This window comes from Ensifer sp. CCNWLY38 (genome assembly GCF_037120565.1).
Taxonomy (GTDB): domain Bacteria; phylum Pseudomonadota; class Alphaproteobacteria; order Rhizobiales; family Rhizobiaceae; genus Ensifer; species Ensifer adhaerens_H.
Map to the genome: position 1 here is coordinate 24,066 of NZ_JBBBBO010000008.1, position 20,955 is coordinate 45,020.

General features: G+C 63.4%; 20 protein-coding genes. 12 read left to right on the top strand and 8 right to left on the bottom strand.

The annotated features are described in order from the left end of the window. Positions 1 to 41 precede the first annotated feature (41 nt). Together V7S54_RS17865 and V7S54_RS17870 are read left to right on the top strand one after the other, a co-directional pair. The gene (locus V7S54_RS17865) at positions 42 to 521 is read left to right on the top strand and encodes an SRPBCC domain-containing protein (RefSeq protein ID WP_336408657.1); all 480 of its coding nucleotides are present in this window, start codon (positions 42 to 44) and stop codon (positions 519 to 521) included. Between the two features lie 112 nt (positions 522 to 633). Next, positions 634 to 993, top strand: a complete 360-nt coding sequence (locus V7S54_RS17870) for a hypothetical protein (protein WP_057252792.1) — start codon at positions 634 to 636, stop codon at positions 991 to 993. A gap of 26 nt (positions 994 to 1,019) precedes the next feature. Here the strand turns inward: V7S54_RS17870 and V7S54_RS17875 are convergent, their stop codons facing one another. Then, positions 1,020 to 1,763 carry a L,D-transpeptidase gene (locus tag V7S54_RS17875; protein WP_065377006.1) on the bottom strand — a complete coding sequence of 248 codons (744 nt, stop codon included), beginning with the start codon at positions 1,761 to 1,763 and terminating at the stop codon, positions 1,020 to 1,022. A 214-nt stretch (positions 1,764 to 1,977) separates the two neighbouring features. Here V7S54_RS17875 and recO point away from each other — a divergent pair, with 214 nt between their 5' ends. After that, positions 1,978 to 2,724 (top strand): DNA repair protein RecO, encoded by a 747-nt coding sequence (recO, locus tag V7S54_RS17880; RefSeq protein ID WP_065377005.1) that lies wholly within the window; start codon positions 1,978 to 1,980, stop codon positions 2,722 to 2,724. Between the two features lie 17 nt (positions 2,725 to 2,741). Next, a complete protein-coding gene (locus V7S54_RS17885) occupies positions 2,742 to 3,251 on the top strand; it encodes a PaaI family thioesterase (protein WP_057252787.1) in 510 nt (169 codons plus the stop codon). Positions 3,252 to 3,430: 179 nt separating this feature from the next. Here the strand turns inward: V7S54_RS17885 and V7S54_RS17890 are convergent, their stop codons facing one another. Next, the gene (locus tag V7S54_RS17890; RefSeq protein WP_065377004.1) at positions 3,431 to 5,443 is read right to left on the bottom strand and encodes a PhoX family protein; all 2,013 of its coding nucleotides are present in this window, start codon (positions 5,441 to 5,443) and stop codon (positions 3,431 to 3,433) included. Positions 5,444 to 5,743: 300 nt separating this feature from the next. On the opposite strand from V7S54_RS17890, the gene V7S54_RS17895 reads away from it, so the two are divergent. The 3 genes from V7S54_RS17895 (at position 5,744) to V7S54_RS17905 (ending at position 10,157) form a co-directional block, all read left to right on the top strand. After that, positions 5,744 to 8,563, top strand: coding sequence for a DUF2339 domain-containing protein (locus V7S54_RS17895; protein ID WP_065377003.1), 2,820 nt, complete (start codon positions 5,744 to 5,746; stop codon positions 8,561 to 8,563). Between the two features lie 6 nt (positions 8,564 to 8,569). Beyond that, entirely contained in the window at positions 8,570 to 9,226 is a 657-nt protein-coding gene (locus V7S54_RS17900; RefSeq protein ID WP_065377002.1) for an HD domain-containing protein, read from the top strand. Between the two features lie 79 nt (positions 9,227 to 9,305). Then, positions 9,306 to 10,157, top strand: a complete 852-nt coding sequence (locus V7S54_RS17905; protein WP_065377001.1) for an MOSC domain-containing protein — start codon at positions 9,306 to 9,308, stop codon at positions 10,155 to 10,157. 62 nt (positions 10,158 to 10,219) lie between these two features. Here the strand turns inward: V7S54_RS17905 and V7S54_RS17910 are convergent, their stop codons facing one another. Beyond that, on the bottom strand, positions 10,220 to 11,152 hold the full coding sequence (locus V7S54_RS17910) for a phytanoyl-CoA dioxygenase family protein (RefSeq protein ID WP_065377000.1): 933 nt from the start codon (positions 11,150 to 11,152) through the stop codon (positions 10,220 to 10,222). A gap of 127 nt (positions 11,153 to 11,279) precedes the next feature. On the opposite strand from V7S54_RS17910, the gene V7S54_RS17915 reads away from it, so the two are divergent. The 5 genes from V7S54_RS17915 (at position 11,280) to nadC (ending at position 17,413) form a co-directional block, all read left to right on the top strand. Beyond that, on the top strand, positions 11,280 to 12,146 hold the full coding sequence (locus V7S54_RS17915) for a helix-turn-helix domain-containing protein (protein ID WP_065376999.1): 867 nt from the start codon (positions 11,280 to 11,282) through the stop codon (positions 12,144 to 12,146). A gap of 109 nt (positions 12,147 to 12,255) precedes the next feature. Beyond that, complete coding sequence (locus V7S54_RS17920) at positions 12,256 to 13,494, top strand: MFS transporter (protein ID WP_065376998.1); 1,239 nt, start codon at positions 12,256 to 12,258, stop codon at positions 13,492 to 13,494. Between the two features lie 171 nt (positions 13,495 to 13,665). After that, on the top strand, positions 13,666 to 14,745 hold the full coding sequence (nadA, locus tag V7S54_RS17925) for a quinolinate synthase NadA (protein WP_065376997.1): 1,080 nt from the start codon (positions 13,666 to 13,668) through the stop codon (positions 14,743 to 14,745). Between the two features lie 110 nt (positions 14,746 to 14,855). Then, positions 14,856 to 16,454 carry an L-aspartate oxidase gene (locus V7S54_RS17930; RefSeq protein WP_065376996.1) on the top strand — a complete coding sequence of 533 codons (1,599 nt, stop codon included), beginning with the start codon at positions 14,856 to 14,858 and terminating at the stop codon, positions 16,452 to 16,454. Between the two features lie 50 nt (positions 16,455 to 16,504). Next, on the top strand, positions 16,505 to 17,413 hold the full coding sequence (gene nadC, locus V7S54_RS17935) for a carboxylating nicotinate-nucleotide diphosphorylase (protein ID WP_065376995.1): 909 nt from the start codon (positions 16,505 to 16,507) through the stop codon (positions 17,411 to 17,413). 123 nt (positions 17,414 to 17,536) lie between these two features. Here nadC and V7S54_RS17940 read toward each other — a convergent pair whose 3' ends face one another. The 5 genes from V7S54_RS17940 to ygfZ all read right to left on the bottom strand — a co-directional run bounded on the left by V7S54_RS17940 (position 17,537) and on the right by ygfZ (position 20,893). Then, positions 17,537 to 17,782, bottom strand: coding sequence for a hypothetical protein (locus V7S54_RS17940; protein ID WP_058320251.1), 246 nt, complete (start codon positions 17,780 to 17,782; stop codon positions 17,537 to 17,539). A 149-nt stretch (positions 17,783 to 17,931) separates the two neighbouring features. Further along, entirely contained in the window at positions 17,932 to 18,912 is a 981-nt protein-coding gene (locus tag V7S54_RS17945) for an NUDIX hydrolase (protein WP_336408658.1), read from the bottom strand. Further along, a complete protein-coding gene (locus tag V7S54_RS17950) occupies positions 18,902 to 19,441 on the bottom strand; it encodes a tyrosine phosphatase family protein (protein ID WP_065376992.1) in 540 nt (179 codons plus the stop codon). Before V7S54_RS17950 ends, V7S54_RS17945 begins: the two co-directional genes overlap by 11 nt. A 1-nt stretch (position 19,442) precedes the next feature. Then, positions 19,443 to 20,051, bottom strand: a complete 609-nt coding sequence (locus tag V7S54_RS17955) for a YfbR-like 5'-deoxynucleotidase (RefSeq protein WP_065376991.1) — start codon at positions 20,049 to 20,051, stop codon at positions 19,443 to 19,445. Further along, positions 20,048 to 20,893 carry a CAF17-like 4Fe-4S cluster assembly/insertion protein YgfZ gene (ygfZ, locus tag V7S54_RS17960; RefSeq protein ID WP_065376990.1) on the bottom strand — a complete coding sequence of 282 codons (846 nt, stop codon included), beginning with the start codon at positions 20,891 to 20,893 and terminating at the stop codon, positions 20,048 to 20,050. The genes V7S54_RS17955 and ygfZ overlap by 4 nt, the downstream gene beginning before the upstream one ends. Positions 20,894 to 20,955 lie beyond the last annotated feature (62 nt).

Consider the following 20,955-nt stretch of genomic DNA (forward strand, 5'->3'; position numbering starts at 1 on the left):
TTATAACATATTCTGTTCGGGCTCAATAGGAGGAACATCAGATGCCCTTCGAATTCCGTGTGAATGGACGGATCGATCGCCCGGTCGCCCAGGTCTTCGATGCCGTCGTCAATCCGGATCAGCTCAGTCGCTATTTCGTCACCCTTGGCGGCATCAGCGGACCGCTGGTCGCCGGGGCTGCGGTCAAATGGTGGGGCGAGGTCCCGGTCCAGGTCGAGGCGGTCGAGCAGAACGAGCGGATCGTTTTTCGCTGGGACGCCATGGTCGCCAAGGGCGAGGAGCCCTACCAGACCCGCGTGGAGATGCGCTTCCAGTCGCTGGATGACGGCGCCACCATGGTGACGATCGCCGAAAAGGGATGGCGTGAGAACGAGCAGGGGCAGAAGGGGTCTTATGTCAACTGCGAAGGCTGGTCGCAGATTGCCTGCATGAAGGCCTGGCTCGAATACGGCATCAACCTGCGCCAGGGCTATTACCTCAGCGAACTCTCAGGCAAGCCGGCACTCGAGCCGCAAGCCTGAGCCAGCCGGCACCGGGCTTTCCGCTCCGGATCCGGGCGCGAGATTATCGACAATCGAAACACAGACAATGAGCCGCATCGGCAGTCGTCGGGCGGCAATAGGAGATTGCGCCATGACGAAAATTACAGGCGGCATCAATATCGCGGTGAAGGTTCCCTCGCATCAATACGAGGCAGTCGTCGCCTTCTATCGCGACACGGTCGGCCTCGAACCCATCGAAGAAAAGCTGCCGGCCATCGGCTTCAAGCTTGGGCCCAACCAACTCTGGATCGACGAGGCGCCGAACTACAGCCAGGCCGAGGTCTGGCTCGAACTCTTTACCGATGACCATGTGGGCGCACTTGATCATCTCGCCGCCAGGGGCGTTGTGCGCTGTGATGCGGTGGAAGATCTCGGCGAAGGTTTTCGCGGCGGCTGGATCATGAACCCGGCCAATATCGTGCACATGGTGCGGACGCCGGACGCCTGGTAGGCGCCCGCCATTCCGTCAAGCAGGTATCAATAGGCGGGCGGCAGGCCGCCATTCGAAACGCTCGCCATCGGCACGCCCCCGGCCGGTTCGGTCATCGGCGGTTCGGCTTGCAGCACGACGACGCGCGAATCGAGCGGCACACGGCTGTAGAGATCGATGATATCGGGGTTGAAGAGACGGATGCAGCCGCTCGAAACGGCTTTGCCGATCGACCAGGCCTCGGTCGTGCCGTGGATGCGGAACAGCGTGTCGCGATTGCCCTGGAAGAGATAGAGCGCGCGCGGCCCGAGCGGGTTGCGCACGCCCGGCTCCATGCCGCCGGCAAGCGGGCCGTAGCGCTCCGGTTCGCGTGCCACCATGTCCTGTGTCGGCGTCCAGCGCGGCCATTCGGCCTTGCGCGCAATGCGGGCCTCGCCCTCGAATTCGAGGCCCGCCTTGCCGACGCCGATCCCGTAGCGCATTGCCATGCCGCCATCCTGGACGAGGTAGAGGAAGCGGTTCTGGGTATCGATCACGATCGTGCCCGGCGGCTCGTGCGTCTGGTAGGCGACCTGCTGGCGCAGATAGCGCTTGTCGACCTTGCTGATGTCGATCGCATCCAGCGGGAACTTTTCGTTGGGCAGCGGCCCGTACATCGCCACATAGTATGGATCCGGTCCCTTCGGCTTGGCCGGCCCCGACGTGGTGACGCAACTAGCGAGCGCCGAGGTGGCGAGAAGAAGGGCGAAGAGCTGCGCCAGGCGGCCGGCGCTGTTCCGGGACACACACATAGTGAAATTTTGATCCTGCTGATTGTTTTTTCGGGCGGGAGGCACGGCTTTTGCCGCTCTTCCGTTCTAATGTCAAAGACGGCGTCGGGGCGGCGACAGCATGTCGCAAATGAGGCAACCAGTGAGTGTGGCCGAAAGGCGACAGTCGCCCCTATCACGCTGGCTATCGCAACATCGCTTGATCCGCTTTCGACCGCGGGTGTATGCCATATCCATGCAATGGAGCGATCAGGCCATTATTCTCGGCATACGGCGGCACGGCGAAAGCTCTGCCATCGTGGAGGTCATGAGCGCCGCCCACGGCCGGCATCTCGGTATGGTGCGCTCGGGCCGCTCGCGCATCATGCAGCCGGTGCTGCAGCCGGGCAATTCGGTGGAAGTCACCTGGCGCGCGCGGCTTGACGAGCATATGGGGGAATTCCGCATCGAGCCGGTGGAACTGCGCGCTGCACGTTTGATGGAAACCGCGACCTCGGTCTATGGCATCCAAGCGCTCGGAGCACTTCTGCGGCTGCTTCCTGAGCGTGACCCGCATCCGCATCTCTACGAGGCACTCACCGTCATCGTCGATCATCTCGCCGATCCCGCCGATGCCGGAGAATTGTTCGTGCGCTTCGAGCTCGCGGTTCTCAACGATCTCGGCTTCGGGCTCGATCTGACGGAATGTGTGGCAACCGGCGCCCGCACCGACCTGGTCTATGTCTCGCCGAAATCGGGCAGGGCGGTTTGCCGCTCGGCCGGGGAGCGTTATGCGGACCGCATGCTGGCGCTGCCGGATTTCCTCTCCGCCGAAGCGCGTCGGGCTGCCGATCACGACAGCCTTGCCGCCGCTTTCCGCCTGACCGCCTTCTTCCTCAACCGCCATGTCTATGAGCCGCGCGGCCTCGACGTTTCTTCCGCACGAGACGGCTTCGTCCATGCGGCGCTCAAAGCGCTGAAAGCGCAATCCTCCGCCGCCTGATCCCCCAGGAGTTATCAATGTATCAAGAACTTTATCCCGGCATGTCCGTATCCGGTATCGGCGTGCTGTCGCTTGACCGCGTCGCCCGCGACGGCGGTCTCAAGGCGATGCAGGACCTGCTGAGCGGCGAGCTGCCGGCACCGCCGATGTCGAAGACACTGAAGTTCGGACTGAGCGAAGTCGAAGAGGGCCGGGTGGTCTTCAAGGGTTTTCCGACCGAGGAACATCTCAATCCGCTTGGCACGGTGCATGGCGGATGGACGGCGACGATCATGGACTCGGCGCTCGGCTGCGCAGTTTTCACCACGGTGAAACCCGGCGAGGCCTATACGACGGTGGAATTCAAGGTCAACCTCGTGCGGCCGTTGCTGCCGGGAATGGGCGAGGTCTTCTGCGAGGGCCGTATCGTCCATCGCGGCCGAACGATCGCGACTTCGGAAGCCTGGCTGCGCGACGGAAACGGCAAGCTGCTGGCCCATGGCACCGAAACCTGCGCGATCTTCCCGATCGACAATCTGCGGCGTTAAAAGCAATTCCAGGAAAAGTGCGAAGCGGTTTTCCGTCCGGAGTTGCGTCGCTTCAAATAGAATTCCAGGAAAAGTGCGAAGCGGTTTTCCGTCCGGAATTGCGGCGTCAAATACAACTCCAGAAACAAGAAACGCCGCGCGGTAAAGCGCGGCGTTCTTCTTTGCGATCGCAGCTTTTGTCAGCCGATGCGGCCGCCGCCCTGCTTGGTCACGGCGACGACGGCCGGACGCACCGGCATGTCGTCCTTGAAGTCAGGCCAGCGGGTTGCCGGCGTCTCGTAAGTGGCAAGACCGGCGTCGCCCGGATGCTGGACGGCCAGGAAGAAGGTGTCCGACGTCGGGTTGAAACAGGGACCGCACATTTCGGCGCCAACCGGCACGCGGAAGAAGAGCTTCGACGTGCCGCGGGCACTGCCGTCCGTGTCGATCGCCCAGATGCCGTCGGTGCGGCCGGTTTCCTTCTGGTTGTTGCCGTCGGTCGATACCCAAAGGCGGCCATCGGTGTCGATGGCGCAGTTGTCGGGCATGCCGAACCAGCCGTTCTTGGTGGTCGCCGTCGAGAACGAAGCGCCGACCTCGGCAACAGCAGGATCGCCGCACTTCAGAAGCACGTCCCAGCGGCTCTTCAGTGAGGTGAAGTCGCCGTCGGTTTCAGTGATCTCGACGATGTGGCCGAAGGCGTTCTTGGCGCGCGGGTTGGCGGCGTCGACTTCTTCTGCCTTGCGCTTGGTATTGTTGGTCAGCATCACGTAGACCTTCCCGGTTTTGGGGTTCGGCTGAACGTCCTCCGGGCGGTCCATCTTGGTGGCACCGAGCGCGTCGGCGGCGAAGCGGGTGTTGATCAGCACGTCCGCCTGCGAGGCGAAGCCGTTGGCTTCGGTCAGCGGGCCTTCGCCGTGAGTAAGCGGCATCCAGGTGACGGTGCCGTCCTCGTCGAACTTGGCGACATAGAGCGTGCCTTCGTCGAAGAGGTCCATGTTGGCGGCGCGATCATCAGGGTTAAAGGCGCCCTTGGTCACGAACTTGTAGACATAGTCGTAACGCTCGTCGTCGCCGGAATAGAGCACGACGCGCCCATCCTTGTTGACGATCGATTCACAGCCTTCGTGCTTGTAGCGGCCGAGTGCGGTGCGCTTCTTCGGTACCGAGGTCGGATCCAGCGCGTCGACCTCGACGATCCAGCCGAAGCGATTGGCTTCGTTCGGTTCCTTGGAGACGTCGAAACGGTCGTAGAAGGAGGCCCATTCGTACTGGCCACCCGGTGCGCCCAGGCGTTTGAGCTGCTTGTACTCCGGGTGGTCTTCGGCGAGCTCGCCGCCGAAATAGCCGTTGAAGTTTTCTTCGGCCATCATGTAGGTGCCCCAGGCGGTGACGCCGCCGGCGCAATTGTTGATCGTGCCGAACACCTTCTTTCCCGTCGGGTCGGACGGCGTCTTCAGGCGGTCATGACCGGCGGCCGGCCCGGTGATCTGCATCTCGGTGTTGACCGTGATGCGACGGTTGTTCTTGCCGTCGAGAACCGGCTGCCACTTGCCGTCGACCTTGCGGATCTCGATGATCGTGCCGCCATGAGCGGCCATCTCGATGTCGACCAGCTCCTTGGTGTACTCGCCGAGAACGACCTTCTCTTCCTCGACTTCCTTGCCGTCCTTCGTCACCTTTTCCTTCACCACGCTGGCGAAGGCCGGGAACATCAGTTCGGCATTGGTGTATTCGTGGTTGACGACCAGGAGACCGTGGTCGGCGCTGCCGTCGAGCGGGATGAAGCCGACATAGTCGTTGTTGTAGCCGAACAGCTTTTCCTGGGCGGCCGCCGTCTGGTTCTTCGGGTCGAACTCCGGGCTGTCGGCGAAGATCTTGTCGCCCCAGCGCAGCAGGATGTCGGCATCGTAACCTTCGGCGACGTGGTGCTTCTCGTCGACGCCGGCTTCGATTTCGGTGAAGTCGAAGCGCGAGCCTTCCTCGGCGCGTGCTTCTTCGGCAGTCAGGAGAGCCAGCGGGCTGACGGTCGTCGAAATCGCGGCAACGGCGAGCGAACCGCCGATGAACGAGCGGCGCGAGAAACGGCGATGGATGATGTCGCCCATCGTCGGGTTGGTGGAACAGTTGTGGCCAATGTCTTCCAGCTCTTCCCTGCGTTCCGTCAGCGTCTTGAATTCGGTCTCTTCCGTCTGGCCGAGATGCTTGTCCATGATCGGGTCTCCTGGTTGAACGATGGAAACCACCGCGCCGAGGCAGCGGTGTTCATCCGCCTGTACCAGTTGCTCGGTGACAGTTCTGCGACATTTCCGTGAAGAGATTACAGCGCTCGGCCGTCTATTGCATGTTTCCTGGAATCGCCTCCGATTTAAGGACAAAGACACGCAGCAATTCAGAGTGCTACAGCGACCTTTGCTAGTCTGATAAGACGCGCGGCGCTGTAGCGATTTGGGGCGCGCGTAAAAATCTGTATGGTTGCGTGCGATCTGTGCGTGCGACTGCCAGGGGAAAACATGTTCGAACTCTTTGCTTTTCTTGCCTTCATTCTCGCTCTTTCCGCCTTTGCCGGCGGTCGCAAGACGGCCGAGCGGCTGGGGGCCGAAATCGCCGCGCTGAAGGCGGAGGTCGCAAGGCTGAAGACCTCATCGGGCGCCGGCGTTCAGGCCGAAGCGACGACCGAAGAGCTCGCCGCCGCGCCCGAATTGCCGGTGGAACCGGAGACGGTAGAGGAGGCTGCGATCGGCCTGACGGCCGGCGCGCGCGAGGGGGCCCGGATCTTTGGCGACGCGGAGAACGCGGCGGAAGACATCGAGGGTGCCGAGACCATTGCCGCCAGCACAGAAGCGCCACAGCCGGTTCCGGCTGCGCTCCGTCAGACCGAAAGCCTGGAAAGCCGGCTCGGCGCACGTTGGGCCGTCTGGGTCGGCGGCATTGCGCTCGCGCTCGGCGGCGTCTTCATGGTCAAATATTCGATCGATGCCGGCCTCCTGAGCCCGACGGTTCGCCTGACGCTTGCCGCCCTGTTCGGTCTTTTGCTGATGGCAGCAGGGGAGGTCATTCGCAGGCGCGCGGTGCCTGTCATCGCCAATGAGTTCCAGAATGCGATGATCCCCGGCATCCTGACGGCGGCCGGCGCAGTCACCCTGTTCGGTGTCGCCTATGCCGCCTATGGCATCTACGGTTATATCGGCACGGGCACGGCATTCGTTCTGCTGGCTGCGATCTCGCTTGCGACCGTTGGTCTGTCGCTGCTGCATGGGCAGGCGCTCGCCGGCCTCGGCCTGCTTGCCTCGCTCGCAACCCCGGCACTCGTCTCGAGCGACGAGCCGCGACCCTGGGTCCTCTTCGGTTTCCTCTCGATCGTCTGGCTTGCGACGTTGCTCGCGTCGCGGCTGCGGACCTGGACGGTAGTGCCGACCCTTGCCAACGTCGGCATCGGGCTTTGGGGGCTTGCCTATATCACTGCGGCCTCGCCATTCGAACCGCTGCCGGTCGCCTTTGCGCTGTTGGTGATGACCATCGGCATCGGCCTCGTCTGGCCAGGTGCTACGGAAGCTGCACCCGCGCCCGACGTCCCTGAGGGTGCGGAGCGACGCGGTGCCGTTGCCGGACCATGGGAGCGGTTGTTTATCCCGCCACATGCGGCAATCTCCATTTCCGCGGCCATCGCCGCCATGGTGCTTGCGCTCCTTCTGATCAGCCCGGCGGTGGCCGCGGTCAAATATCCCGTGACGGAATTTGCTGTGGTCATTGCGGCGCTGGCGGCCTTGGGAGCCTGGCGGCCGACGGCGGTCTATCCCGCCGTGCTTTCCGCCGTCGGGGCAGTGGCCGGCGTCTGGAGCCTGACGGCGCTGAGCGGTGTGCTCGCCTATCTCGATCCCTCGCTCGCCGACGCTCTGCCGACGATCGTCCTGCCTGGCCGCACCGCCATGATTACGGCAATGCTGCTTGCGGCGCTGTACGTGTTGCTCGGCGGCTTCGTGCTATCGCGCCGTCTCGTCACCCATCCGCAATATTCGACCCTCTGGGCCGGTCTTGCCGCCGTCGTCCCCATCGCGCTGACGGCCATGTCGTTCCTGATGACCGGCAACTATGCCTTCGATCTGCCGCACGGTCTGTTCTCGCTCATCCTCGGTGCCGCGTTGCTCGCGTTAGCGGATTGGCTCTATCGCCGCGACGACGAGGCCGAGGCGCGCGATATCGCGGCTGGATTGCTGGTCGCCGGTTCGTTCGCGTTCTTCGTCCTTGCGCTTCATGCCTGGACCGATGGGTTGGTCACGACACTTGCGATTGCCGTGCTCGGAACGGCCTATGCGCTCGCGACGCGCATCCGCACCTGGCCGATCCTGCCTTGGATGACCGGTGCTGCGGCTGTGGTCGTTCTCGGGCGCATCGCCTGGGAGCCGACGATCGTCGGTGCCGGCAATCTCGGCACCACGCCCGTCTTCAATGCGCTGCTGCCGGGCTACGGTATTCCCGCCGCACTGCTTGCGGGCTCCGCCTATTTCCTCAGATCCTGGCCGAACACGCGGGTACGCAACCTCCTGCAGGCGCTCGCCAGCCTTTTCGTGCTCTTGACGCTCGCGATTCTCGTGCGTCACGCGATGAACGGCGGCGTGCTCGATAGCGCTGTGCCGACGCTCGGCGAGCAATCGATCTATACCCTGCTGGCGATCGGCGCCTCGGCGATCTTCATGAGCCTCGACATGAAGTCGCCGAGCCCGGTCTTCCACTATGGCGGCATGGGCCTCGGCGTGCTCTCGATGCTGTCGGTGCTTTCGGCTCATCTCCTCGGCCTCAATCCTTATTTCAGCGGCGAGCTTCTCGGTCATATCCCGTTCTTCGATCTCCTGCTGATCGGCTATCTGCTGCCGGGGCTCGGCTATGCGGGACTGGCCTGGTATGCGCGTGACAAGCGGCCGTTGCCCTATGTCATGGCGCTTGCGGTCAGCGGCGCGGTGCTGGCCTTCGCCTGGGCGAGCCTTACGGTCCGCCGCGCATGGCAGGGAGAAAACATCGCGGATTGGAAGGACTTCCTGCAGGCAGAGACATATACCTATTCGGTCGTCTGGTTGCTGCTCGGCGTGCTGCTGCTCGTGCTCGGTTCGCGTTTCCACGCCAAGAGCATTCGCATCGCCTCGGCCGTTCTCGTCTTCGTCGCTGTCCTGAAGGTGTTCCTGATCGACATGTCCAACCTCGAAGGTTTCCTGCGGGCCCTGTCCTTCATCGGCCTTGGCGGGGTATTGATCGGGATAGGGCTCTTCTATCAGAAGATCCTGTCCGGCGTCGGCGTCGCATCGACGGCGCCGACAAACCCTGCCGAACAGCAATAGGACGTCATGACACGTATTTCGAAACTGGCGGCAGCCTTCGCGCCGCATGAGGATCTCGCCGCGGTGCTGCTGCCGCATGCCTTTGCCGCCGATGACGGGTCGCACGATGCCGCCCACCTGATCCGCGTCTGGAAGAATGCCGCACGCATCCACGCGGAGGAGGGCGGTGATGCGCGATCGCTCGCCGCAGCGGTGCTGCTGCATGACTGCGTCTCGGTCGAGAAGAATTCGCCCTTGCGCACCCAGGCATCACGTCTGGCGGCGGAGAAGGCGATCGGCATTCTGCAGGAACTCGGCTGGGGTACGGGAGAGACCGCCGCCGTGGCGCATGCCATCCTGACCCACAGCTTCTCGGCCAACATTGCACCGGAGACGCTGGAGGCGAGGATTCTTCAGGATGCGGACCGGCTGGATGCGATCGGTATGGTCGGCGCCGCCCGCTGCTTCTATATCGCCGGGCGTATGGGCAGCGGTCTCTATGACCCGCTCGATCCGCTGGCGGAGGCGAGGGACCTCGACGACAAGGCCTTCGCCATCGATCATTTCGAGACCAAGCTTTTCCGGCTGGCCGATGGCTTCAAGACCGAAGCTGGCCGCCGATTGGCGACACAGCGCGAGGAGCGCCTGCGCGACGTGCTTGCCATGATGCTCGACGAAATCTAATCCTTTCAACGGATTATGGCGGCGCCGTGAATCGGATCGTCAGGCGCTTGAATCAATTTTTGAAGATGAAGGAATTGCCATGAAGGTGACCGGCCTCAACATTCATCCCCTGAAGAGCGGCCGCGCCATCGCCCGCGAGTTGGTTACCGTCAATCTCGACGGCATCGAGGGCGACCGGCGCTTCATGCTGATCGAGCCCGACGGACGCTTCATCACTCAGCGCGAATTGCAGGCGCTGGCGCAGGTCGAAGCCAGGCACATCGATGGCGGTGTGCATCTTAGGATGGGCGACAGGGAAACTTCGGTACGCTTTGATCCGGATCGCCGGCTGAACGTCCAGGTCTGGGGCAGCGAAGTCGATGCCGCCGTATCCGACGATGCGGCGGATGAGACGCTGTCGGCATGGTTCGGTCGCCCGGTCAAGCTTGCCCACATGGACGCTTCGGCCGAGCGCTTGGTCGGTGCCGAGTGGGCCGGCACCGCAGCGCCTGTCGGCTTTGCCGATGGGTTCCCGATCCTGATCACGACGACCGGCTCGCTCGCCGATCTCAACCGGACGCTCGCCGAAAAGGGCCAGGAACCCGTCGGCATGGACCGCTTCCGCACCAATATCCTCGTCGATTGCGACGACGCCTGGGATGAGGACTTCTGGGAAAGCGTCGAGATCGGCGGCATCCGGTTCGATCTCGTCAAGCCCTGCGCCCGCTGCATCATGACGACACAGGACCAGGTCACCGGCGAGCGCATCGGCGGCAATCCGATCCAGGGGCTGGCCGAAAAGCGCATGTCGTCTGATCGGCGCGTGCCCGGCGTGCTCTTCGGCTGGAATGCGGTGCCGCGCAACGAAGGCACCCTAAAGCTTGGCGATGAGGTCAAGGTCACCGGCCGGCGCGGTGAACGCTGGCCGATGAAGGTGCGGGCTTCGGCTTAAGTCGGACGCAACTGCGGACGGAAGGCTGTTTCACATTCTTCTCGGAATTGCTCCGGGCAGCATCACGCCCAGGGCGTGATGCCGAGAAGCCTTGCGCCGAGATCCGAGAGGCTGGCGGGGGAGGCATTGTGCTTCTCCCACTGGCGCGGGTCGCCGGGAAAGGCGTCACGCTTGGGGTGGTCGAGTTCCCGCCACAACCGCACCCGTTCCTCGCGCTCGGCGACATTGTCCCATTCCGCCGGATGCATCGAGATATATTGCGCCATTCGCACACGGTCGTCGGAGTGGTTCGGGCGCACACCATGGGCGAGCAGGCTGTTGAAAATCATCAGGTCACCCGCCTCCATCTCGATGTTGACAGTCGAGAGACCGGCCATGTCGGGGTGCATCGGGTCGCGGTTGGTCGGCTGGGTCCTCTCCCAGCTTTCGAAGTTTTCGAAGAGTTCCGGCACGCATTGGAAGCCGCCGACGTCGCCATCCTGCTTCTTCAGGCTCAGCACGCCCTGAACGCCGATCGGCAGCGGCCGGATCGAGGTGTCGACGTCCCAATGGATGAATCCGTCAGGATTGCCCTTCACCTTCTTCGGCGGATTGAGGTTGGCGCGGTCGATCGTCACCCACAGGTCCTCGCGATCCCAGATGTCGACGAAGGCGCCGTAGATGCGCGGCTCCTGCCGGTTGTCCCAGAGATACTGGTGATTGTAGATTTCCAGCATGCCGGTGTTGTTGAGTTCCTTCATCTTGTGCTCGCGCCGCTGCGGCGCATACCAGGTCGAAGGATCCCCCGGATCCTTCTCGTCGAAGCGCCAGAGCAGGTCGACAAGCCGCTCGACATTGGCCGGCGGCACCGCCTGGCGCACGATGACATAGCCCCTGGTGATCCAGTGCTGCCAGTCCGCCTCCGACAGCACGCGCAACGGCAGCCGCTTCTTGATGTCCTTCAGTTGTACCTCGAGATTGGCAGCCGTGGGGTGGCTGTCTCTGAGCGCCTGCATCGGTTTCTCCTCGCCTTAAATGTTCGATTGTTCGATGGAGAAAGCGTAACCGTTCCGTCGGGCCTATGTTGCACAGAGCATGCCAAGATTGATACTATTCTTGCATCGTGAGGCCAAGGCATGCAATATGAAGGCTGTTCTGCAGAAAATACCGCGGGCGACCAATGCTTCGTCGATCCTGCTCGACCGCCGCCTCGACGATTCCATTCCGTTCCAATGGCACCATCATCCGGAGTTCGAACTGACGCTGACGCTCAATTCGCGCGGTCAGCGCTTCATCGGCGACCATATCGGCGCCTATGACGAAGGCGATCTCGTGCTCGTCGGTTCCAACCTGCCGCACACCTGGCACTCATCGGGTAAGATTGACGATGCCGAACCGCATGTGGCGCTGGTGCTCTGGTTTCATCCGGAATGGGTGGAACGTCTGGATGACGGCTTTGTCGAGCTCACCGGCGTCAAGACGATGTTCGAGCGATCCGCACCGGGCTTGCAGTTCACTCCAGAAGTTGCCGCCCGCGTGCGTCCGCTGTTCGAAGGGTTGCGTCGGCTGGCGCCGGAGGAGCGCCTGCCGGATGTCCTGTCGCTGCTGACGATCCTGTCGCGCGAGCAACAGGTGGCACCGCTTTCGAGCCGTGTCGTCACGCCATCGGGCCGATCGGTCGATCGTGGTCGCCTCGACCGTGTGCTCGATCATATCCATCTGCATTACGCCGAGAACCCGTCGATGGAGGAACTCGCCGACCTTGCCGCCCTTAGCCTTTCCGGTTTGCATCGCCTGTTCCTGCGCCACCTCAACATGCCGGTCTCCGAGTATCTGATGCGGTTGAGGATTGGCGAGGCCTGCGCGCTTCTCAGCGGCTCTGGACGATCGATCGCCCACATCGCCGAAGCCGTGGGATATCGCTCCATTGCCAACTTCAACCGCCAGTTCAAGGCGGCCAAGGCCATGACGCCCAGGGAGTTCCGCAACCGGTTCCGCAGCGCCGCTTGATAGAGGAAACTTGGCGGCATCAATTTCGGTGATCGCGGCGTCAATATAATTGGCTTTTATCTGTTTTAGCAGCCGCCTAGGATGCCGGTCCATCAATCGGAGATATTTCATGTCCGCTGTTTCCGGAGCATCCGCGCCGTCCCATGCTCGTCAGGAGATGCCCTGGCTGATCATTGCGGCCGGTTCGGTCGTTGCGATGCTCACCTTCGGCCCGCGCTCGGCGATGGGCTTCTTCCAGTTGCCGATGCTCGCCGATACCGGCTGGGACCGGACCACCTTCGGCCTCGCCATGGCCTTGCAAAACCTCTGCTGGGGCTTGAGCCAGCCGTTCTTCGGCGCGATCGCCGATAGGTTCGGCACCTGGCGGGTGCTTGCCATGTCAGGCCTCCTCTATGCTGCGGGCCTGTTCATCATGGCCTTTGCCAATGCGCCGATCTGGCTGCATATCGGTGGCGGCGTGCTCGTCGGCATGGCGGTCGGCTCCGGCTCCTTCGGCATTCTCCTGTCGGCCTTTGCGCGCAACGTCACGCCGCATCAGCGGTCGTTCGCCTTCGGCATCTGCACGGCGGCGGGCTCTGCCGGCATGTTCCTGTTCGCGCCTTTGAGCCAGGGGCTGATCTCCGCCTATGGCTGGTCGGACAGCCTGGTCTATCTCGGCGTCCTCATGCTGCTGGTGCCGTTCTTCGCGATTCCGCTGCGTGGCAATGCCTCCTCCGGTCGCCAGAGCGAGGCGCAATACAAACAGTCGATCGGCGAGGCGTTGAAGGAAGCGCTCGGCCACAAGAGCTACCTGCTCTTGGTCTCGGGCTTCTTTGTCTGCGGCTATCAGGTTGCCTTCATCACCGCGCATTTTCCGGCCTATATCGGCGATATCGGCATCGACGCGCGCTATGCGGTGATCGCGCTGGCGCTGATCGGCTTCTTCAACATCATCGGGTCGCTGTCGGCAGGCTTCATCGCCCAGCACTATTCGAAGCCCTATTTCCTGGCGCTGATCTATATCGCCCGCTCGGTGGCGGTGACTGCCTTCCTGCTGCTGCCTCAGACCCCGACCTCGGTGATCGTCTTCGCGATCGTCATGGGCCTGCTCTGGCTGTCGACCGTGCCGCCGACCAACGCGCTGGTCGCAATCATGTTCGGCACGCGGCATCTGGGTTTGCTTGGCGGCATCGTTTTCCTCTCGCACCAGGTCGGGTCGTTCCTGGGTGTATGGATGGGCGGTTACCTCTACGACCACTTCGGTTCCTACGATCCGGTGTGGTGGCTCGGCGTGGCGCTCGGCATCTTCGCGGCGATCGTCCACTGGCCGATCGAGGAGAAGGGCGTGGTGCGGCCGGCGATGGCCTGACCGCATGGGCAAACTGGGGCGCTGCGAAAAACAGCGCTCCATTCTTGAATTCTGTCACAAAACTTTCTAAATCAACCCATGCGGCTCTGCCGCTTTTGTTTTGGTTCAATTATGCTCATACTGAGCATAATTGAAAAAACCGCCCGGGAAGAGGGCGGAGAGGAGATCTCGATGACGCGCGTTGTTTCCCGCAAAGAGGCGGTGGCGAACCCGGTTCTTGTCAGCGCTGCCCAGCGATTTGGTGTCATCGAAAGACCCGAACTTGCCTTCACGCCAGCGGTCGCACGCGAGACGGAACATCTCTACGAGAAGGTGAAGGATTTCATCCCGGCGATCGAGTGGCCGGTCTATGCGCCCTATGTTCACGCCATCAACCGGCTGAAGAAGGAGCGCAATGCCGTCATCCTCGCGCATAACTATCAGACGCCCGACATCTTCCACTGCGTTGCCGATATCGTCGGCGACTCGCTGCAGCTTGCCCGCGACGCCAGCAAAGTCGATGCAGAGATCATCATTCAGTGCGGCGTGCACTTCATGGCCGAAACGTCGAAGCTGTTGAGCCCGGAAAAGACGGTTCTGATCCCGGACGGTAAAGCCGGCTGCTCCTTGTCGGAATCGATCACCGGCGCCGATGTGCGCCTTCTGAAGCAGCGTTACCCCGGCGTTCCTGTCGTGACCTACGTCAACACCTCTGCCGACGTGAAGGCCGAGACCGATATCTGCTGCACCTCGTCCAACGTGCTTGACGTCGTCGAGAGCCTGGAATCCGACACGGTGCTCTGCATCCCCGACGAATATCTGGCGATGAACGTCGCGCGCCAGACCAACAAGAAGATCCTGACCTGGAAGGGGCACTGCGAGGTGCATGAGCGCTTCACCGCTGGCGAGCTGCTTGCCTACAAGGAAGCCAATCCGGGCATCGAGATCATCGGACATCCGGAATGCCACCCGGATGTGATCGCCGTCTGCGACTTCGCCGGCTCGACGTCGGGCATGATCAACTATGTCAAGGACAACCGCCCGTCGAAGGTGCTGCTCGTCACGGAATGCTCGATGGCGTCGAACATCCAGGCCGAGATCGAGGGCGTCGAGTTCGTCAAGCCCTGCAACCTCTGTCCGCACATGAAGCGCATCACGCTGCCGAAGATCCTCGACAGCCTGCTCAACATGACGGAGGAGGTTCTCGTCGATCCGGCGATCGCCGCCCGCGCCCGCCTTGCGGTCGAACGCATGGTGAACCTCAAGCAGTAACAATTCCGCCTGGCGGTTCGCCCGGCCTACAGCGCCGCGCGCCTTATCAGGCGCGCAAAGGTCGCTGTAGAATGTAAAAACTTTGCATGCGCATTGGAGGAGAATGAAACATGCTGACCGACCATTTCCGCCCGCAATCCTTCAACGGGATTGACGACATCGTCATCGTCGGCGGCGGCCTGGCCGGCCTTTTCTGCGCGCTGAAGCTGAGCCCGAGGCCGGTCACGATCCTGGCTGCCGCGCCGATCGGCCACGGTGCCTCGTCGGCCTGGGCTCAAGGCGGCATCGCCGCGGCCATGAGCCCGGGCGACACCTTCGAGAAACACGTCGCCGACACGCTCGCCGCCGGCGCCGGCATCGTCGACGAGAAGATGACGCGCATGATGGTGGCCGAAGGCCCGGCGCGCATTCACGATCTTCTGGAATATGGCGTGCCCTTCGATCGCGACCTCGAAGGCAAGTTGCTGTTGTCGCGCGAGGCGGCGCATTCCGAGCGCCGCATCGTCCGGGTCAAGGGCGACATGGCCGGCAAGGCGATCATGGAAGCGTTGATTGCCGCGGTGCGCAAGACGCCGTCGATCCGGGTGATCGAGGGTTACGTCGTGGAGGAACTGGTTCGCGAGGGCCGGTTCATCTCCGGCGTCATCGCGCGTCCGGATGCCGGGCAGTCGAAGAAACGCGTCTCGTTCCCAGCGCGCGCCGTCGTACTCTGCTCCGGCGGCGTCGGCCATCTCTATGCGGTCACCACCAACCCTTGGGAAGCCTGCGGGCAGGGGGTCGGCATGGCGGCGCGCGCCGGCGCGATCATCGCCGATCCGGAGTTCGTGCAGTTCCATCCGACCGCGATCAATATCGGCAAGGATCCGGCGCCACTGGCGACCGAAGCGCTGCGCGGTGACGGTGCCCATCTCCTGAATGCGGCCGGCCATCGCTTCATGCTCGACATTCACCCGGACGGCGAGCTTGCGCCGCGCGACATCGTTTCGCGCGGGGTCTTCGCCGAAGTCCAGGCGGGGCGCGGTGCCTTCCTCGATTGCACCAAGGCGGTGGGCAAGCACTTCCCCGAGATGTTCCCGACGGTCTATGCCTCCTGCATCGCCGCCGGCATCGATCCGGTAACGCAGCCGATCCCTGTCGTGCCGGCAGTCCACTACCACATGGGCGGCGTGTTGACGGACGCGGAGGGCCGCACCTCGATCGATGGCCTCTGGGCCGCCGGCGAAGTCACCTCGACAGGCGTGCACGGCGCCAACCGCCTTGCCTCCAACTCGCTGCTCGAAGCGGTGGTCTTTGCGGCCCGCATTGCCGAAAACATCAAGGGCACGCTGCCGACGCCGCAGCTCACCGAGTGGGGCGACAATGCCGGCGAGAACGATGATCCGGTGACCGTCGAGGACAGCCCGCAGCTTAAAGTTCTGCGCCAGGTGATGAGCGAGTGCGTCGGTGTGATCCGCACCCGCGAGAGCCTGCTGAAGGCAATCCGAGAGATCGCGGTGCTCGAGCGCGAGAATGGCCGCATGCGCTTCACCAACATCATCACCACAGCCAAGCTGATCACCGTCGGTGCGCTTCGTCGCACGGAAAGCCGCGGCGGCCACTTCCGCGCCGATTGCCCGGCGGAGCGGCCGGAATGGCGCCGACGTACCTACCTGACGCTCGCCGACGCCAATCGCCTTTCCAAGGAATTGGCTGAAACGGAACCGGCGTGATCCGGCACTCCGCCACTCGCATGTGACTGAAGCTCAAGGACCGCCAGCAGATGACCGCAGCCCTCCGCCCCGAACTGCCCGCACTGATGATCGAGGACCAGGTGCGCGCCGCACTGCTTGAGGATCTCGGCCGCGCCGGCGACATTACCACGCTGTCGACGATCGGACCGGAGCTGACGGCAACGGCCGGCATGAATGCCCGCGACCCCGGCGTCGTCGCCGGGCTCGATCTCGCGCGCGCCGCCTTCCGTCTGGTGGACTCGTCGATCGGTTTCGAGGCGTTGGTGGCGGACGGCGACCGGGTGGCGCCGGGAACGGCAATCGCCCGCATCTCCGGGCGTGCCCGCGGCCTGCTATCGGCCGAGCGGGTGGGCCTGAATTTCCTTATGCATCTCTCGGGTATTGCGACCTATACGGCGAAGTTCGCCGACGCGATCGCCCATACCCGCGCAAAAATCTGCTGTACCCGCAAGACCATCCCGGGGCTGCGCGCGCTTGAGAAATATGCCGTGCGTCTCGGCGGTGGCTCCAACCACCGCTACGGGCTCGACGACGCGGTGTTGATCAAGGACAACCACATCGCCGTTTCCGGCGGTGTCGCCAGCGCGGTCTATGCGGCACGGGCCTATTGCGGCCATCTCGTCAAGATCGAGGTCGAGGTCGATGGTCTCGACCAGATGCGCGAGGCGCTGGCCGCCCAGCCCGACGTCATCCTGCTCGACAATATGGGCCCGGAGCTGCTGCGCGAAGCCGTCGCCGTCAACCAGGCATTCTGGCAGCTTTCGGCCGACGCCTACGCGCTCGACGCCCGCCGCACCCGGCTCGAGGCCTCCGGCAACGTCAAGATCGATACGGTGCGCGCGATTGCCGAAAGCGGCGTCGACTACATCTCGACTTCAAAGATCACCATGGCGGCTCCAACGCTCGACATTGGCCTCGATGTGGTGATCAACCGGTAACACGCGCAGTTCAACTACAGCGCCGCGCGTCTTACCAGACGCGCAAAGGCCGCTGTAGCACTTTGATTTTCTGCATGTCTTGGACCTTAAATCGAGGTCGATTTAAGGAGACACCCAGTAGCGTTATCGCTGCATGATGAACGGGCAGGCGAACCGCTCGCCGACAGTGATCTGCGTTCCGCAATCGTAGCGGCAGGTCTTGAACTGCCCGTTCGAATCCTGGCTGTTGAGATTGCAGATCGTGGTCTGCGGCTGCATGCCGCCGCCCTGCTGGTTCTTGAAGTAGTCGGGCATCTTCGGCTTCTCGTCGATACCTGACTGGGGCGAGGTGCCGAGCAGCGACGTCAGCAGGGTCAGTGCGAGCAGCATGGTTGTCACCTCCGTCATGAGCAGCGCGGAAGCTGGACCCATTCGCACCGCGATGGACGCGTCCTGTACCCGCGCCATGGCCTAGAATGTAGTGCGATTTTCGCGATCTGTTAGACGTAGCGCCGATTTTCCGCGGCCGGCATCCGCAATCATCGCCCGCCAACCTTGAGGCCCGGGGCAGGGCGCTCGTCGAGGATCTGGCGGCGGAAGCGGAAGAGGGCGGCCGGGCGCCCACCGGTCGAAGACAGTGTCATGCCTGTCGGTTCCACCAGCTCCGCACCTTCGACGAGGCGGCGGAAATTCTGCTTGTGCAGGTGGCGGCCGGAGATCGCTTCGACGGTCGCCTGCAGATCGGTCAACGTGAACTCCGGCGGCATCAGTTCGAAGACGACAGGGCGATATTTGAGCTTGCCGCGCAGTCTCGCGATCGCTGTCGCGACGATGCGGCGGTGGTCATGGCGCATCGCCTGTCCGACGGTCAGCACGTCGTGGCCGTTGCCGTGGCCGTCGAGCACAGCTTCGGGCACGAGCCCGGCCTCGTAGAGCAGCTCGTAACGCTCCAGCACACGCTCCTCGTCCCAGGGAAAATCGTCGAGACCAAATGCTAGGCGAATGCGCGCCCGGCGGCGGGCGATCCGGGCGGCCTGTTCTTCACCGGTCGCGCCAGTCTCCCAGCGGGCAAGGGCCGGCAGGATTGCTTGATCGAGGACCGCCGGGCGGCCCTGCCGCCAATCTTCCCAGGGCAGATAGCCGTACCAGTCGCGCCAGTGCGCGCCGGCTTCGGCGAGCCGCTCGGTGTTTTCGGCGTCGGTCCTGGTCAGTGCCAGATAGCCGACCGAAACCATGTGCTTGCCTTCTTCGCCAGGAAGCCGCTGCCGGCCGCGATCACCGAAGGTGTAGAGCTGCTCGATATAGCCGAGTTTCAGCGCCGTGCGCTTTTCGACACGATCGCGCAGGCTCGTCTCAAAGGTCCGATGCAGCGCCGGATCAAAGGGACCGAAGGGCAGGCTGTCGCGCGCGTCGCCGTCGGTTTCGCTGACGGCAAGGATCCGTGGGCTGCGCTGGACGATGGCGACGATCGCCGCATTGAGGCCAATTTCGACCGTCGTCGGCTGCGTTTCAGTCGGCAACGGCTGCCCCCTCGGCAAGGAGCGGCAGGACAAAGGGTGCGTTGCCGTCAGCGTCCGCTCCGCGGCCGATCGCGCACACGGCGGCAACGAGCCGTCCCTCGCGTGCAAGCACGGCATCGCCGATTTCGACCAGCCGGGTGTTCGGAGTCGCGAAGGGCGAGGCGCGCCGCAGGCGCTGAACCAATTCTGCGTCGTCCTGGTCCGGCTCGGCGGCAAGGGCCGCGATAAGCGCCGCTGCCGGCGAACGCGAAACGCCCATCCAGCAATGGACGAGCAACGGCCGCGCGCGATCCCATTCGCGCGCAAAGGCGACGATCTGCCGGACATGCTCTTCCTGCGGCGCGATGAGGTCGCCGGTGCCGGCAAAGGTGATGTCGTTCATGCCGAGCGTCAGGTGCCGCGCTTTGGCGATAACCCCGGGGCGATGAAAGTCCTGGCCCTTGGCGACGAGACTGATCATCTCGGTGCAGCCATGGCGGACGGCCATTTCGGCGATGCGGGCGAGCGGCGATACGACGATTTCAGGCATGTCAGATTTCCGCGCGCGCCGGCAGGCGCTCTGCTTCCAGAACCTGGAACCGTTCCGTGAACAGCCGCTGCGCCTCGACGGCCGGCAAGGGATCGATCAGCAGCGTTTCGCGGGTAATGCCGCGTGGCTGGCCGAAGAACTTGCGCGCCTCTTCGACCGAGAAGCCGGCAAGCACGGTCGCTTCGAAATAGGCGGCGACGTGGTCGGCCTTCTTGATCCGATCCTTCAATTCCTTGGAACAATGCGCCGGCAGCCCGAAGCGAAGGTGAATGGCGCTTTCCAGCCGCTTTTCCACCGACTTGTAGCCGCCGCCGACCACCGCCTTGAACGGCGAGATCATGTCGCCGATCACATATTCCGGCGCGTCATGCAGCAGGGCCAGCAGGCAGTCGTCGGTGCTGCATTTATTGCTGCGGCGAAAGATATCCTCGACCATCAGGCTGTGCTGCGCCACCGAGAAGGCGTGGTCGCCGGCGGTTTGGCCGTTCCAGCGGGCAACGCGCGCGAGCCCATGGGCGATGTCGCCGATTTCGACGTCGAGCGGCGACGGGTCGAGCAGGTCCAGCCGGCGGCCGGAGAGCATGCGTTGCCAGGCGCGGGTCGACGTCACGCGCTTGCCTCGTCGGCGCTCGTCGGGAAGGTGAGCCCGGTCCATTCGGGCAGAACCATGGTCACCGGTACGTCACCGGCAAGCAACTGAACATCGTTCGCCATGGCTTCGCCGGCCTTGTCGATGCGCACGATCGCGAGCGCCGACTTGCCTTGAACCGTACCCAGCGTGCCGATGGACTTGTCGTTCGCAGTAATCGTCGTTCCCGTAGGGGGAAGCGCGGCCTGCGCAGAGACGATCACGACCCGGCGGCGCGGCATGCCGCGGTGCTGCATCCGAGACACCACTTCCTGGCCGACGTAGCATCCCTTCTTGAAGGAAAGGCCGCCGTTCTTGTCGAGGAGAACATCATGCGGAAAAGCATCCTGCGCCGCATAATCGGTGCTGGCACTCGCGACGCCCGCTGCGATGCGAAGCCGCTCGAGTTCTTCGAGGCCGGCCGTGTCGTCGGCGGCATCGCCATAGGCGCGGAAGAGTGCGACGCCGGCTATCTCGAAGCGGTGATCCCGGTAGGCCCCCTCAGGCGCGGCTTCGTCAAATATCACGGTGACGGCGGACGCATCGATCGAAAGGTCGACCGCCGAGCGAAGCTTGTACATCGTCAGCCGCTTCAGGAGCGCTTCCGCCTGGTCGCGCGCGGTCTCCAGCCTAAGGCCGTCGCCGTCACGGGAGATCATGAAGTCGAACAGGATCTTGCCCTGCGGCGCCAGCAAGGCGCCGGGACGCGATTCGTCGGGCGCCAGCGCATCGAGGTCGGTGGTGATCAATCCCTGGAGGAGATCTTCCGCGTCCTTGCCGGAGACGGCGACAATCGCGCGGTCGTCGAGGCGAACTTTGGGCATCGTTCGAATCCTGCTCGGCGGGTGGGAACCCGCTCTAACCTAGAGCATTTCCAGCAAAAGTA